The organism is Stenotrophomonas sp. HMSC10F07, from assembly GCF_001807895.1.
In the GTDB taxonomy this organism is placed as follows: Bacteria; Pseudomonadota; Gammaproteobacteria; order Xanthomonadales; family Xanthomonadaceae; genus Stenotrophomonas; species Stenotrophomonas sepilia.
This window is the reverse complement of record NZ_KV791316.1, coordinates 1-12,214: the sequence shown is the minus strand read 5'-3', so window position 1 is coordinate 12,214 and position 12,214 is coordinate 1. Positions and strand designations below refer to the sequence as shown.

Genomic DNA, 12,214 nt, shown 5'->3' with positions numbered 1-12,214 from the left:
GCGAGCGCGGCCTTTCCGGTTGCCTTACTTCAGCGCCTTGAAGCGCAGGCGCTTCGGCGCAGCGTCATCGCCCATCCGGCGCTTCTTGTCTTCCTCGTACTCGCGGTAGTTGCCCTGGAAGAACTCCACGTGCGAGTCGCCTTCGAAAGCGATGATGTGCGTGGCGATGCGGTCCAGGAACCAGCGGTCGTGCGAGATCACAAAGGTGTTGCCCGGGAACTCCAGCAGCGCGTCTTCCAGTGCACGCAGGGTTTCGATGTCCAGGTCGTTGGACGGCTCGTCGAGCAGCAGCACGTTGCCACCCTGCAGCAGGGTCTTGGCCATGTGCAGGCGGCCACGCTCACCACCGGACAGCGAACCGACCATCTTCTGCTGGTCCTGGCCCTTGAAGTTGAAGCGGCCGATGTAGGCGCGCGACTGGATCTCGATGCCGTTGATGTTGAGGATGTCCAGGCCGCCGGCGATTTCCTGGAAGACGTTGTGGTTGCCTTCCAGCTTGTCGCGGCTCTGGTCCACGTAGGACAGCTGCACGGTCGGGCCGATCACGATCTCGCCCGAATCCGGCTTTTCCTGGCCGGTGATCATCTTGAACAGGGTCGACTTGCCGGCGCCGTTCGGGCCGATGATGCCGACGATCGCGCCCGGCGGAATCAGCATCGACAGGTTGTCGATCAGCAGGCGGTCGCCGAACTTCTTGGAGACGTTCTTGAACTCCATCACCATGTTGCCCAGGCGCTCGCCCGGCGGGATGAAGATCTCGTTGGTCTCGTTGCGCTTCTGGTAGTCCTGCGACTGCAGCTCTTCCAGGCGTGCCAGGCGGGCCTTGCCCTTGGAACGGCCGCCCTTGGCGTTCTGGCGCGACCACTCCAGTTCCTTCTGGATCGCCTTCTGGCGGGCCTTTTCCTGGTTTTCTTCCTGCTTCAGGCGTTCATCCTTCTGCACCAGCCATTCGGTGTAGTTGCCCTTCCACGGAATGCCGCGGCCGCGGTCCAGTTCCAGGATCCACTCGGCGGCGTTGTCCAGGAAGTAGCGATCATGGGTGACCGCCACCACGGTGCCGGTGTAGCGCGCCAGGAACTGCTCCAGCCATTCCACCGACTCGGCGTCGAGGTGGTTGGTCGGTTCGTCCAGCAGCAGCATGTCCGGCTTCTGCAGCAGCAGGCGGCACAGTGCCACGCGGCGCTTTTCACCGCCGGACAGGTTGGCGATCTTGGCATCCCACGGCGGCAGGCGCAGCGCATCGGCAGCCACGTCCAGCTGGTTTTCCAGGGTGTGCGCATCACCGGCGGCCAGGATCGCCTCCAGGCGCTCCTGCTCCTTGGCCAATGCGTCGAAGTCGGCACCTTCTTCGGCGTAGGCGGCGTACACCGCCTCCAGCGCGGCCTGGGCCTGCAGCACTTCGCCCACGCCTTCCTCGACCGACTCGCGCACGGTCTTGTTCGGGTCCAGTTCCGGTTCCTGGGCCAGGTAGCCGACCTTGATGCCCGGCTGCGGGCGGGCTTCACCCTCGAAATCGGTGTCCACGCCGGCCATGATCTTCAGCACGGTGGACTTGCCGGCGCCGTTCAGGCCCAGCAGGCCGATCTTGGCGCCCGGGAAGAAGGACAGCGAGATGTCCTTGATGATCTGCCGCTTGGGCGGGACCACCTTGGACACGCGGTTCATGGTGTAGATGTATTGCGAGGACATGAGGTCTCCGTAGGCGCGGCCCTGCGCCCGGCCCATCACGGGAACATCCCGTTGTGGCAGCGGGCACAGACTGGAAAGGAATACCGCCAATTATAGCCGGAACGGGTTCCGGCCCGCGCCGGGCAGGCGCGGTCTGGCTGGCCGTGGGCTGAATACTGCGTCACAGTCCTGCAGCGGGAAGCGTTTCCAGCCGGAAACGGTTCAGATCGGTTGCGCAATATGGGCTCACCACCACCCAAGCAGAGGTCTGACATGCGCATCAATCGAGTAATGGCCGGCGCCGTGGCCTCTGTGCTGGCGTTCGGCGCGGTGGCCCCGGCCTTTGCCGACAACGACCACCGTCGCGGCCATGACCGCCGCGAGTGGCGCGAGGACCGCCGCGAATGGCGACAGGACCGCCGTGACTGGGAACGCGACCGCCGCGAGGCACGCCGCGACTGGGAGCGCGACCGCCGCGACTGGCACCGCGACCATGACCGCTACTATCGCCCGGCCCCGCCGCCGCCACGCGTGGTCTACCGCCCGGCCTACGGCCCCGGCTACGGCTGGAAGGTCGGTCACCGCTACCGCGATTACTACCGCGGCCCGATCTATGTGGTGAACGACTACCCGCGCTACCACCTGCGCCGCCCGCCGTATGGGCACCACTGGATCCGCGACGACCGCGGCAACATGCTGCTGGTGGCGGTGGCGACCGGCATCATCGCCGACTACATCATCAACGGTCGCTGAGGATCGCGGCCGGGGTCGGATCCCTTTCCAACGGAAAGGGCCCTGATCCCACAACATCCCTCGAAACCATACGGGGCCGGATTCCTTCGGGAGTGCCGGCCCCGGCCTTTTCGGCCCCGGCAGGCCGGTGCGGGGCTACAATCAGGGGCTGAGCCGTACCCCTTTCCCTGCCTGCTGGAGTACCCGATGTTCCCGCGTGACGTCCGCATCGAAACCTACGATCCCGAACTGGCCAAGGCCATCGCCGCTGAGACCCAGCGCCAGGAAGACCACGTCGAGCTGATCGCCAGCGAGAACTACACCAGCCCGGCGGTGATGGAAGCCCAGGGCAGCCAGCTGACCAACAAGTACGCCGAAGGCTACCCGGGCAAGCGCTACTACGGTGGCTGCGAATACGTGGACATCGCCGAGCAGCTGGCGATCGATCGCCTCAAGCAGCTGTTCGGCGCGGACTACGCCAACGTGCAGCCGCACAGCGGCTCGCAGGCCAACCAGGCCGTGTACTTCGCCCTGCTGCAGCCGGGTGACACCATCCTCGGCATGAGCCTGGCCCACGGCGGCCACCTCACCCACGGTGCCAAGGTCAATGCCTCGGGCAAGCTGTTCAACGCCGTGCAGTACGGCGTCAACGACCAGGGCCTGATCGATTACGACGAAGTCGAGCGCCTGGCCCTGGAGCACAAGCCGAAGATGGTCGTGGCCGGCTTCTCGGCCTACTCGCAGGTGATCGACTGGGCGCGCTTCCGCGCCATCGCCGACAAGGTCGGTGCCTACCTGTTCGTGGACATGGCCCACGTGGCCGGCCTGGTCGCCGCTGGCGTCTACCCGAGCCCGCTGGAGCATGCCCACGTCGTTACCTCCACCACCCACAAGACCCTGCGCGGCCCGCGTGGCGGCATCATCATCGCCAAGGGCGCCGACGAAGACCTGGTCAAGAAGCTGCAGTCGATCGTGTTCCCGGGCATCCAGGGCGGTCCGCTGATGCACGTCATCGCCGGCAAGGCCGTGGCCTTCAAGGAAGCGCTGGAACCGGGCTTCAAGGCCTACCAGCAGCAGGTGGTGAAGAACGCCCAGGCGATGGCCAACACGCTGATCTCGCGCGGCTACAAGATCGTTTCCGGTGGCACCCAGAACCACCTGATGCTGGTCGACATGATCGGCAAGGACGTGTCCGGCAAGGATGCGGAAGCTGCGCTGGGCAAGGCTCACATCACCGTCAACAAGAACTCGGTGCCGAACGATCCGCGTTCTCCGTTCGTGACCTCGGGCCTGCGCCTGGGCACCCCGGCCGTGACCACCCGTGGCTACGTCGAGCAGGACTGCGTGGACCTGGCCAACTGGATCGCCGACGTGCTGGATGCGCCGAACGATGATGCCGTCATCGCCCGCGTGCGTGATGCCGTCAGCGCGCAGTGCCGCAAGTACCCGGTCTACGGCTGATCGCCGCCGGGGTCGGATCCCTTCCCGCAGGGAAGGGCCCTGACCCCGTCACCAGGAATCCCGCGCATGGATGAGCGCCGCCTCAAGTACCTGTACGCCGTCCTGGCGGTGGCATTTGGCCTGCCCAGCCTGGCAGTGGGCGGTGTCGCGGCGACGATGCTGCTGCTGACGGGCCTGGGCCAGTTCGGCCATGGCACGCTGGCCGCGGTGACTGTGATGCCGCTGTGGGGCCTGGCCGGCATTGCCGGCTGCCTGGCTTGGTTGTGGCTCAGCGCCGGGTATCTGCTGCAGGGGCGTGCCGGGCTGCAGGTGCATCGCCTCTGGTGGTGGATGCTGCTGGCCGGCGGTCTTGCCGCTGTGCCCCCGCTGGGGCTGGCGCTGTGGTGGAGCATCACGGTCCACGCCGAAGGCATCGCCCTGTTGCTGTTGGGCCCATCGATGCTGGTGCCAGCGGCGATGCTGGTGTGGATCAAGCGCCGCGCATGACGTGGCCCATGGAAGGACATCGAACGCATGGATGAGCGCCTGCACAAACGCGGGATGGCCATTGCCGGCCTGCTGGTGGGCCTGCCCACCGTGGCAGCAGGCGGTACGGGTGCCGTGCTGGGGCTGATGGTCGTATGGGACGGCAAGTACCTGACGGGCGACGAGCACACGCTGTTGCTGCTGTGGTCGTCGGCGGGAATCATCGGCCTGCTGTCGTGGTTGTGGCTGAGCGGGCTGTTCCTGTGGCGCGGTGTTGCCGGCCTGCGCCAATCACCGGTTGCCGCCTGGGCCGGCCTGGCGCTGGGTGTGCTGGCCGCGTTGGCCGTGGTTGCCGCCACGCTGTACTTCACCTTCAAGCACGGGGAGATCTCGACATTGGGCTTCCTCGGCTTTGGCCCACCGCTGTTGGTGATGGCCGGGCACCTGGCGTGGCTGCGCTGGTCACGCGTGGCATCGCCGCTGCCCGCACCGGGTTGAGCCGGACATCACGAACTCGCCGGACACCTTGGGTGGCCAGAATGCAGGCGCTTCCGCGCAGGCAGCATTTGCTGCGGCGCCTTTTCTCAGGTACCTTTGCGACGCTGCCATGATCGTGGCAATTGCTCCCTGAGCCAGGCGTTTCATGCATTGCCCCTTCTGCCAACATGCCGATACCCGGGTCATCGACTCGCGCGTCTCTGAAGACGGCGCGACGATTCGCCGTCGGCGGGAATGCGAAGCCTGCGGCGAGCGCTTCAGCACCCTGGAAACGGTCGAGCTGAAGCTGCCGGCCATCGTCAAGAGCGATGGCACCCGCGAAGCGTTCGACCAGCGCAAGGTCCGCGCGGGGTTCGACCGCGCGCTGCAGAAGCGCGCGGTGCCCGAAGACAAGATCGAGGCGGCGGTACGCGCGGTGGTGCACCAGCTGCGCATCAGCGGCGAGCGCGAAGTGCCCTCGATCAAGGTTGGCGAGTTCGTCATGAACGAACTGCGCAAGCTCGACCACGTGGGCTACGTGCGCTTCGCTTCGGTGTACCGCAGCTTCGAGGACGTGGCCGATTTCCGCGAGGAGATCGAGAAGCTCGAGCGCGACCTGCCGTCCAGCACCGAACAGCTGCAGCTGCTGGGCGATGTGATCGCCCTGACCAAGAAGAAGAAGGGCTGACCGCCTCTGCCTGGGTGCCAACCTGGATTGGCACCGATGGCATGGATCAACACCGGCAGCGTTACCATGGTCGCATGACACCCTCGTTCTCCGTCCTCGACCACCTGCACATGGCCAACGCGCTGCGCCTGGCCGAGCGCGCTGCCTATACCACCCGGCCCAACCCGATGGTCGGCTGCGTGATCGCCCACGGCGAACGCGTGGTCGGGCAGGGCTGGCACCAGCGCGCAGGGGGGCCGCACGCTGAAGTATTCGCACTGCGCGAAGCCGGCAGCGAGGCCCGCGGTGCCACCGCTTATGTCACCCTGGAGCCCTGCGCCCACTACGGGCGCACGCCGCCGTGCGCACTGGCGCTGATCGAAGCGGGCGTGACGCGCGTGGTGGCGGCGATGCGCGATCCCTTCCCGAAAGTTGATGGCGGTGGCTTCGATCTGCTGCGCAATGCCGGCATCGAGGTTGCCGAAGGACTGATGGCGGCGCCGGCGCGCGAGCTCAACAAGGGCTTCCTGTCACGCGTGGAGCGCAACCGCCCGTGGCTGCGGGTGAAGCTGGCCGCCAGCCTCGATGGCCGCACCGCGATGGCCGACGGCAGCTCCAAGTGGATCACCGGGCCGGCTGCGCGCGAGGACGTGCAGCACTGGCGCGCCCGCGCCGGTGCGATCCTGACTGGCGCCGAGACCGTGCTGGCCGACGACCCGATGTTGACCGTGCGCCTGGCCGGTGCCGAAGTGATGCCGCCACTGCGCGTGGTGCTCGATTCGCGCCTGCGTTCGCTCGAATGCAGCCGTGTGCGCGAGGGCGGTGCGCCGACGCTGTACCTGCACGATGCGGCGGTGAGCGCACCGGATGCGGCCGACGCCGAATTTGCCAGCGTGCCCAGCGCAGAGGGGCGGCTGGACCTGGGCGCGGTGCTGGCGCTGCTGGCCGAGCGCGGCATCAACGAAGTGCATACCGAAGCCGGCGCGACGCTGGCCGGTGCGCTGCTGCGCGCTGGCTGGGTGGACGAACTGCTGCTGTACCAGGCGCCCACGCTGCTGGGCGACAACGGTCGTCCGTTGCTGGCCGGCCTGGGCATCGAGGCAATGGGCCAGCAGCGCCGCCTGCGCGTGGTTGACCAGCGCCAGGTCGGCGAGGACATCCGGCTGCTGTTGCGCCCGTGAGGCAGTGGCGGGGCACTGGCCCCGTTCCGGCGCTGTCAGGTGCCCTCGTCCTCGTGGGCGGGGCACTGCTCTTTCCATTGCTGCTTCCACAGCAGATGCAGGTCCCGGCAGTAGGCACCGAGTGCTTCTCCCGTCAGTTGCGTTGACTTCCACCGCAGCCTGCGCCGGCTGATGCCCTGGTCGTACTCGTCCGGCAGTACCGACGGTGCGCACTGATCGTGGTACTGCAGGAACGCCCGGCAATCGTCGTTCTCGCTCAGTTGCGCGTCGATGTCGCGGTCGCGCAGCTGGGTCGACTCGAACGCAACCGAAGGTTGCACGAAGAAGGTCCTGGGTCTGGACGCTTCGGCGTGCCAGCACGCCATCAGCGCGACAAGCAGGGCCGTGGTCGAGGTTGTGCGGTGCTTCATGCTGTTGCCCTCGTGGAAGAGGACAACAGCATTGATCACGCAGTGTGCGCAAGACCATGCAACGGTTCTGAAAGTGCCATTGATCCTGCTGCAGGCAAGGGCGCTACATCGTGCTTATGTGCACTCGTCGGTCCACATCATCTCGGCGATCGGGCGCAGCGCCTTGCACTCCTGCGTCATCTCATCGGCCGACTTCACCTGTGCCTTGGCCTTCAGTTCCTCGGCCATCGCATCCACGCCGCTGATCTGGTCGGGTGCGATCTTCGCCACGCAGCTGCGGTGCTGCTGCAGCAGCAGGTCGCAGCCGGGTACGCCGGTCACCTTCGGTGCGCTGGCCGCCTGCACGTCCTGCATCCATTCCTCGAAGGGTGCCAGCGCCCCGGTCACGGTGCCCACCAGATCATCGAAGTTGCCGCTGTACCAGTAGCCGTTGTCCTTGGCCGGGTACAGGGTGAAGGTGCCGCTGACCGGCACGCGCGCACCGCTCTGCAGCGCCTGGGTGTAGGCGTCGGTGAACTGCTTGCGCGAGGCCGGGCGGGCGTCGGCGGCAAGGCTGGCGGCGAACAGCGGACGTACCTTGCCCAGGTCGGGCACCTGGCAGCTGAAGGTGATGCGCGCCAGTTTCTGGTCGTCCACATATTCGTTGTCTTCAATCACGCTCTTGCTGGCGCGGCACTTCGAATCACGCAGGGCCTTGGCATACAGCGCTTCGTTGGTGGCCGCGTCGGCCTTGGCGCCGGTGCTGGCAAGCACGACCTGCCACGGTTCGGCCAGCGCCTTGGCCAATGCGCCCGGGTTCGGGGTTACCGCGTCCTGGCCGTCGAAGGCGGGCTTCAGCGCATCGTTGAGGGTGCGGGTCGCGGCAGCGTCGTCTTCCAGCAGGACGCGGGCATACAGATCGAAGGCCTGTTCGGGCGTCAGTGTGGCCGGGGCGGCGCTGGCCAGCAGCGGGGCAGCCAGCAGGGCGCTGGCCAGCAGGGTACGCAAGGGGGTCTTCATGACGGTGTTTCCTGTTCCAGAGGCGCGCAAGCCTAGCGCATCTTTGCGCAGGCCCGACGGCGCCCTGTGATCACGTGCCGACGCGCGGGGCAAAAAAAACGGGCCCCTTGCGGGGCCCGTTCGATCGCACGACGAGGAGCGACCGTTGGATCAGAAGCTGGCGCGGACGCCGGCCGAGTACTGGGTGACGTCGCGGTAGCCGGAGATCTCGCCCACCAGACCCCAGGTCTTGGTGAAGTTGATCTGGCCGCCAACAGTGCCGACCCAGGTGCCCTTGTAGTTGTTGCCGCCATCCATGTAGCCGGCCTTGGCCCAGGCTTCGGTCATGCGCGACGGCTTGCCGCGGATGCCCATGGTGACGCGGCCCAGGTTGGTGTGGTCCTTGCCGTGGTAACGCACACCGTCATAACGCAGGGTCGATTCGGCGTTCTGGCGCACCCAGGCGGCATCGGCGGTGAAGTCCAGGCGGTCGGTCCACGGCATGTGGTAGCCGATACCCAGCTCCGGCTGGTTCAGTTCCAGCTTCAGCGAATCTTCGCCGTAGTGGCGGGTCTTGCTGGTGCGCGACCAGCCACCGAACACGTAGACCTGCTCGGCCAGCGCGACCGAACCGCGCAGGTAGCCACCGTCGACCTTCGGGTCGTCCAGCAGGTTGTCGTCAACCTGGACCTGGGTCCAGCCGCCTTCAACGTAGGTGTAGCTCAGGGCCTCGGCCGAAGCCGAGAACGGGGCGGCGGCCAGCAGGGCGGCCACGATCAGGATCTTGCGCATGGGAATTCCTGTGAGTTTCAGTCCATTGGCGGGCCTGCCCTCGCGGCTGCCCGTGGCGACCTCATGTCGTCCGCTGCGGATTTTAATGAAAGTTTTACAAAATGCGAGAGACGGCCGTCACAGGCTGGGGCGGACCGGGGTTGGGGGTCGGATCCGTTTCCCATCGGGAAACGGCCCTGACCCCAGTGCTGCTGCGGTCCATGGGGTCAGAGCCCTTTCCTGCGGAAAGGGACCCGACCTTGAGCATCCCACCCCGTTCAGGCCGGGCTGGTACACTGACGAGGCCGGTTCGCCGGTACACAAACGTCTTCAGGGCGGGGTGCAATTCCCCACCGGCGGTAGGTGCGCAAGCACGAGCCCGCGAGCGCCCCGGCCCACGGCCGGGGGTCAGCAGATCCGGTCCAATGCCGGAGCCGACGGTCATAGTCCGGATGAAAGAAGACGGTGCCACAGGGCTCTTGCCCTGCGTGCACCTGTTTGCCTTGCGGCGTTTTTCGCTCACTTTTCGCGGAGAACGTTACTTGTTTACTGGAATCATCGAAGGCGTCGGCCGTCTGGCCGCACGCGAATCCATCGGCGGCGATGTCCGCTTCACCTTCAATGTCGGGAATCTGCCGTTCGACAACGTGCAGATGGGCGAGAGCATTGCCATCAACGGCGTCTGCCTCACCGTCATCGCGTTCGACGCCCGCAGCTTCCAGGCCGATGCCTCCACCGAGACTCTGGGCCTGACCACGCTGGGCCAGCTGGGCGAGGGTGCGGTCATCAACCTGGAACGGGCCATGCGCCCGACCGACCGCCTCGGCGGCCATCTGGTCAGCGGCCACGTCGACGGCCTCGGCCAGGTGCTGTCCATCCATGAAGATGCACGTGCCCAGCGCTGGCGCTTCGCCGCGCCGGCCTCGCTGCGCCGCTACATTGCCAAGAAGGGTTCGATCTGCGTGGACGGCGTCAGCCTCACCGTCAACGAAGTGGACGATGAAGGCTTTGAAGTCGCCCTCATTCCGCACACCGTGGCCAACACCGCCTTCTCCGCCACCGGCGTGGGCAGTGCGGTCAATCTGGAAATCGATCTGGTCGCCCGTTATGTGGAGCGGTTGATCAGTGTGCCGACCAACGGTCAGCACCCACACGGAGATGCCGCATGAATTTCGCCCCGATTCCGGAAATCCTGGAAGACATCCGCCTGGGCCGCATGGTGGTCATCGTCGATGACGAAGACCGAGAGAACGAAGGCGACCTGATCATGGCCGCCGAGCTGGTCAAGCCGTCGGACATCAACTTCATGGTCACCCATGGCCGCGGCCTGGTATGCCTGCCGCTGACCCGCACCCGCGCCGCCGACCTCGGCCTGGCGCCGATGGTGCAGGCCAATACCGCGCAGTTCCAGACCAACTTCACGGTCAGCATCGAGGCCGCCGAGGGCGTTACCACCGGCATCTCGGCCCACGACCGCGCCCACACCATCCGCACCGCGGTCAAGCCCAACGCCAAACCGTCGGACCTGCACCAGCCGGGCCACATCTTCCCGCTGATCGCCCAGCCGGGCGGCGTGCTGACCCGCGCCGGCCATACCGAAGCCGGCGTCGACCTGGCCATGCTGGCCGGGCTGGAACCGGCCGGCGTGCTGGTGGAGATCCTGAACCCGGATGGCAGCATGGCGCGCCGCCCGGAGCTGGAAGTGTTCGCCCGCGAGCACGGCCTGAAGATGGGCTCCATCGCCGACCTGATCGCCTACCGCCTGGCCACCGAAAAGACTGTTGAACGTGTGGACGAGCGCGACATCGACACCGAATTCGGCCCGTTCAAGCTGGTGACCTACCGCGACCGCATCGCCCACGACCTGCATTTCGCCCTGGTGCGCGGCACGCCGGATGCGGAAACACCGACCCTGGTGCGCGTGCAGGTGGAAAACCCGCTGGCCGACCTGCTGCACTGGCGCCGTGACGACTTCGGCGTGGCGGCCACCGACGCCCTGCGTGCAATCGATGCCGAGGGCGCAGGCGTGATGGTGGTGCTGTCGGCCCCGCGCGATGGCGAAGCCCTGCTGGCCCGCCTGCGCCAGCAGCCGGCGCCGGTGGTGCCGGGCAAGGACAAGGACGTGGGCCAGTGGCGCCGCAATGGTGCCGGCGCGCAGATCCTGTCCGACCTGGGCCTGGGCAAGCTGCGCGTGCTGGGCACCCCGCGCCGTCAGATCGGCCTGGCCGGGTACGGCCTGGAAGTGGTGGAGACGGTCACCCTGTAATGGGGATTGCCGGCCAGCGGCCGGCACTACCGGTGGGTGCCGACCCCATGCCACCGGTGGGTGCCGACCGTTGGTCGGCACACCCTGCAGGCCCCCGCCAGCCACGGCCGGGGCCCATCCACGCTAGAATTACCCCCTTATCGAGTCCCCCAAGCCGCATATGAGCCACTACGAAGGCGATCTTCGCACTCCCGAGTCGGCGCGCTTCGCCATCCTGGCCAGCCGCTGGAACGCCCGCATCACCGACGCGCTGGTCGCAGGCGCGCGCCTGAGCCTGGCCGGCAACGGCATCACCGAAGCCAACATCGACGTGATCCGCGTGCCGGGTGCCTGGGAACTGCCGCTGGTGGCTGCACGCCTGGCCGCCGCCCATGAACACGCCGCCATCCTCACCCTGGGCTGCGTCATCCGTGGCGACACCCGCCACTACGAACACGTGGCCGACCGCTGTGCCGAAGGCCTGATGCGCGTGCAGCTGGATTTCGGCGTGCCGGTGCTGAACGGCGTGCTGGCGGTGGAACGCGTTGAAGACGCCGAGGCCCGCGCAGGCGGCAGCCACGGCAACAAGGGCGAGGAAGTCGCACTCGCCGCACTGGAAATGGTCAATCTGCTGGAGCAACTGCCATGAACAAGAACACCCAGGGCAAGCCCTCCGGTAAACCCGTCCGCCGCGATGGCGTCGACCCGGTGCTGCGCTCGCGCGCCCGCCGTCGTGCCGTGCAGGCCATCTACGCCTGGCAGATCTCCGGCGGCAACGCGCAGTCGCTGATCGCCCAGTTCGCCCACGAGCAGGCCCGCGAAATCGCCGACCTGGCGTACTTCGAGGCACTGGTGCACGGCGTGCTCGACAACCGTCGCGACATCGACGAAGCGCTCGGCCCGTACCTGGACCGTGGCATCGAGGAAGTGGATGCGATCGAACGCGCGGTGCTGCGCCTGGCCGCCTACGAGCTTCGCTACCGCCTGGACGTGCCGTACCGCGTGGTGATCAACGAGGCCATCGAATCGGCCAAGCGCTTCGGTTCCGAACATGGCCATACCTACGTCAACGGCGTGCTGGATCGTGCCGCCGTGGAATGGCGCAAGGTCGAATCGGGTCACTGACCCGCCTGTGGTAGTGCCGGCCGCTGGCCGGCAG

At 66.9% G+C, this 12,214-nt stretch carries 14 protein-coding genes and 1 riboswitch; of the genes, 10 read left to right on the top strand and 4 right to left on the bottom strand.

The window, feature by feature from the left end; all coding sequences use genetic code 11:
• Positions 1-24 precede the first annotated feature (24 nt).
• Complete coding sequence (gene ettA, locus HMPREF3114_RS00545; protein WP_005415249.1) at positions 25-1,689, bottom strand: energy-dependent translational throttle protein EttA; 1,665 nt, start codon at positions 1,687-1,689, stop codon at positions 25-27.
• Between the two features lie 252 nt (positions 1,690-1,941).
• Here ettA and HMPREF3114_RS00540 point away from each other — a divergent pair, with 252 nt between their 5' ends.
• The 6 genes from HMPREF3114_RS00540 to ribD all read left to right on the top strand — a co-directional run bounded on the left by HMPREF3114_RS00540 (position 1,942) and on the right by ribD (position 6,651).
• Positions 1,942-2,421 carry an RcnB family protein gene (locus tag HMPREF3114_RS00540; RefSeq protein ID WP_053498100.1) on the top strand — a complete coding sequence of 160 codons (480 nt, stop codon included), beginning with the start codon at positions 1,942-1,944 and terminating at the stop codon, positions 2,419-2,421.
• A gap of 186 nt (positions 2,422-2,607) precedes the next feature.
• A complete protein-coding gene (glyA, locus tag HMPREF3114_RS00535; protein WP_005415251.1) occupies positions 2,608-3,861 on the top strand; it encodes a serine hydroxymethyltransferase in 1,254 nt (417 codons plus the stop codon).
• Between the two features lie 66 nt (positions 3,862-3,927).
• Positions 3,928-4,347: a hypothetical protein gene (locus HMPREF3114_RS00530; protein ID WP_053498101.1), complete on the top strand. Its 420-nt coding sequence runs from the start codon at positions 3,928-3,930 to the stop codon at positions 4,345-4,347.
• Between the two features lie 27 nt (positions 4,348-4,374).
• Complete coding sequence (locus HMPREF3114_RS00525; RefSeq protein ID WP_053498103.1) at positions 4,375-4,824, top strand: hypothetical protein; 450 nt, start codon at positions 4,375-4,377, stop codon at positions 4,822-4,824.
• 145 nt (positions 4,825-4,969) lie between these two features.
• On the top strand, positions 4,970-5,491 hold the full coding sequence (nrdR, locus tag HMPREF3114_RS00520) for a transcriptional regulator NrdR (RefSeq protein ID WP_005415256.1): 522 nt from the start codon (positions 4,970-4,972) through the stop codon (positions 5,489-5,491).
• A 74-nt stretch (positions 5,492-5,565) separates the two neighbouring features.
• Positions 5,566-6,651, top strand: coding sequence for a bifunctional diaminohydroxyphosphoribosylaminopyrimidine deaminase/5-amino-6-(5-phosphoribosylamino)uracil reductase RibD (gene ribD / locus HMPREF3114_RS00515; protein WP_176746360.1), 1,086 nt, complete (start codon positions 5,566-5,568; stop codon positions 6,649-6,651).
• Positions 6,652-6,686: 35 nt separating this feature from the next.
• On the opposite strand, the gene HMPREF3114_RS00510 is transcribed toward ribD, so the two are convergent.
• The 3 genes from HMPREF3114_RS00510 to HMPREF3114_RS00500 form a co-directional block, all read right to left on the bottom strand.
• The gene (locus tag HMPREF3114_RS00510) at positions 6,687-7,061 is read right to left on the bottom strand and encodes a hypothetical protein (RefSeq protein ID WP_032953932.1); all 375 of its coding nucleotides are present in this window, start codon (positions 7,059-7,061) and stop codon (positions 6,687-6,689) included.
• A gap of 114 nt (positions 7,062-7,175) precedes the next feature.
• Positions 7,176-8,060, bottom strand: coding sequence for a hypothetical protein (locus HMPREF3114_RS00505; RefSeq protein ID WP_053498107.1), 885 nt, complete (start codon positions 8,058-8,060; stop codon positions 7,176-7,178).
• A gap of 150 nt (positions 8,061-8,210) precedes the next feature.
• Positions 8,211-8,831 carry a hypothetical protein gene (locus HMPREF3114_RS00500; protein WP_005415264.1) on the bottom strand — a complete coding sequence of 207 codons (621 nt, stop codon included), beginning with the start codon at positions 8,829-8,831 and terminating at the stop codon, positions 8,211-8,213.
• Between the two features lie 301 nt (positions 8,832-9,132).
• Positions 9,133-9,278: riboswitch (FMN riboswitch) on the top strand.
• 74 nt (positions 9,279-9,352) lie between these two features.
• On the opposite strand from HMPREF3114_RS00500, the gene HMPREF3114_RS00495 reads away from it, so the two are divergent.
• The 4 genes from HMPREF3114_RS00495 to nusB all read left to right on the top strand — a co-directional run bounded on the left by HMPREF3114_RS00495 (position 9,353) and on the right by nusB (position 12,180).
• Positions 9,353-9,979, top strand: a complete 627-nt coding sequence (locus tag HMPREF3114_RS00495) for a riboflavin synthase (RefSeq protein ID WP_005415265.1) — start codon at positions 9,353-9,355, stop codon at positions 9,977-9,979.
• Positions 9,976-11,076: a 3,4-dihydroxy-2-butanone-4-phosphate synthase gene (gene ribB, locus HMPREF3114_RS00490; protein WP_005415266.1), complete on the top strand. Its 1,101-nt coding sequence runs from the start codon at positions 9,976-9,978 to the stop codon at positions 11,074-11,076. Before HMPREF3114_RS00495 ends, ribB begins: the two co-directional genes overlap by 4 nt.
• 160 nt (positions 11,077-11,236) lie before the next feature.
• A complete protein-coding gene (gene ribH, locus HMPREF3114_RS00485; RefSeq protein WP_005415267.1) occupies positions 11,237-11,704 on the top strand; it encodes a 6,7-dimethyl-8-ribityllumazine synthase in 468 nt (155 codons plus the stop codon).
• Positions 11,701-12,180, top strand: coding sequence for a transcription antitermination factor NusB (gene nusB / locus HMPREF3114_RS00480; protein WP_005415268.1), 480 nt, complete (start codon positions 11,701-11,703; stop codon positions 12,178-12,180). Before ribH ends, nusB begins: the two co-directional genes overlap by 4 nt.
• The last annotated feature ends 34 nt before the right edge of the window (positions 12,181-12,214 follow it).

What these genes read in the sequence shown, in the direction of transcription:
- HMPREF3114_RS00540 (WP_053498100.1), top strand. Translation starts at nt 1,942, where the DNA reads ATGCGCATCAATCGAGTAATGGCCGGCGCCGTGGCCTCTGTGCTGGCG.
- HMPREF3114_RS00505 (WP_053498107.1), bottom strand. Translation starts at nt 8,060, where the DNA reads ATGAAGACCCCCTTGCGTACCCTGCTGGCCAGCGCCCTGCTGGCTGCC.
- ettA (WP_005415249.1), bottom strand. Translation starts at nt 1,689, where the DNA reads ATGTCCTCGCAATACATCTACACCATGAACCGCGTGTCCAAGGTGGTC.
- ribH (WP_005415267.1), top strand. Translation starts at nt 11,237, where the DNA reads ATGAGCCACTACGAAGGCGATCTTCGCACTCCCGAGTCGGCGCGCTTC.
- HMPREF3114_RS00510 (WP_032953932.1), bottom strand. Translation starts at nt 7,061, where the DNA reads ATGAAGCACCGCACAACCTCGACCACGGCCCTGCTTGTCGCGCTGATG.
- glyA (WP_005415251.1), top strand. Translation starts at nt 2,608, where the DNA reads ATGTTCCCGCGTGACGTCCGCATCGAAACCTACGATCCCGAACTGGCC.
- nrdR (WP_005415256.1), top strand. Translation starts at nt 4,970, where the DNA reads ATGCATTGCCCCTTCTGCCAACATGCCGATACCCGGGTCATCGACTCG.
- HMPREF3114_RS00525 (WP_053498103.1), top strand. Translation starts at nt 4,375, where the DNA reads ATGGATGAGCGCCTGCACAAACGCGGGATGGCCATTGCCGGCCTGCTG.
- ribB (WP_005415266.1), top strand. Translation starts at nt 9,976, where the DNA reads ATGAATTTCGCCCCGATTCCGGAAATCCTGGAAGACATCCGCCTGGGC.
- nusB (WP_005415268.1), top strand. Translation starts at nt 11,701, where the DNA reads ATGAACAAGAACACCCAGGGCAAGCCCTCCGGTAAACCCGTCCGCCGC.
- ribD (WP_176746360.1), top strand. Translation starts at nt 5,566, where the DNA reads ATGACACCCTCGTTCTCCGTCCTCGACCACCTGCACATGGCCAACGCG.
- HMPREF3114_RS00530 (WP_053498101.1), top strand. Translation starts at nt 3,928, where the DNA reads ATGGATGAGCGCCGCCTCAAGTACCTGTACGCCGTCCTGGCGGTGGCA.
- HMPREF3114_RS00500 (WP_005415264.1), bottom strand. Translation starts at nt 8,831, where the DNA reads ATGCGCAAGATCCTGATCGTGGCCGCCCTGCTGGCCGCCGCCCCGTTC.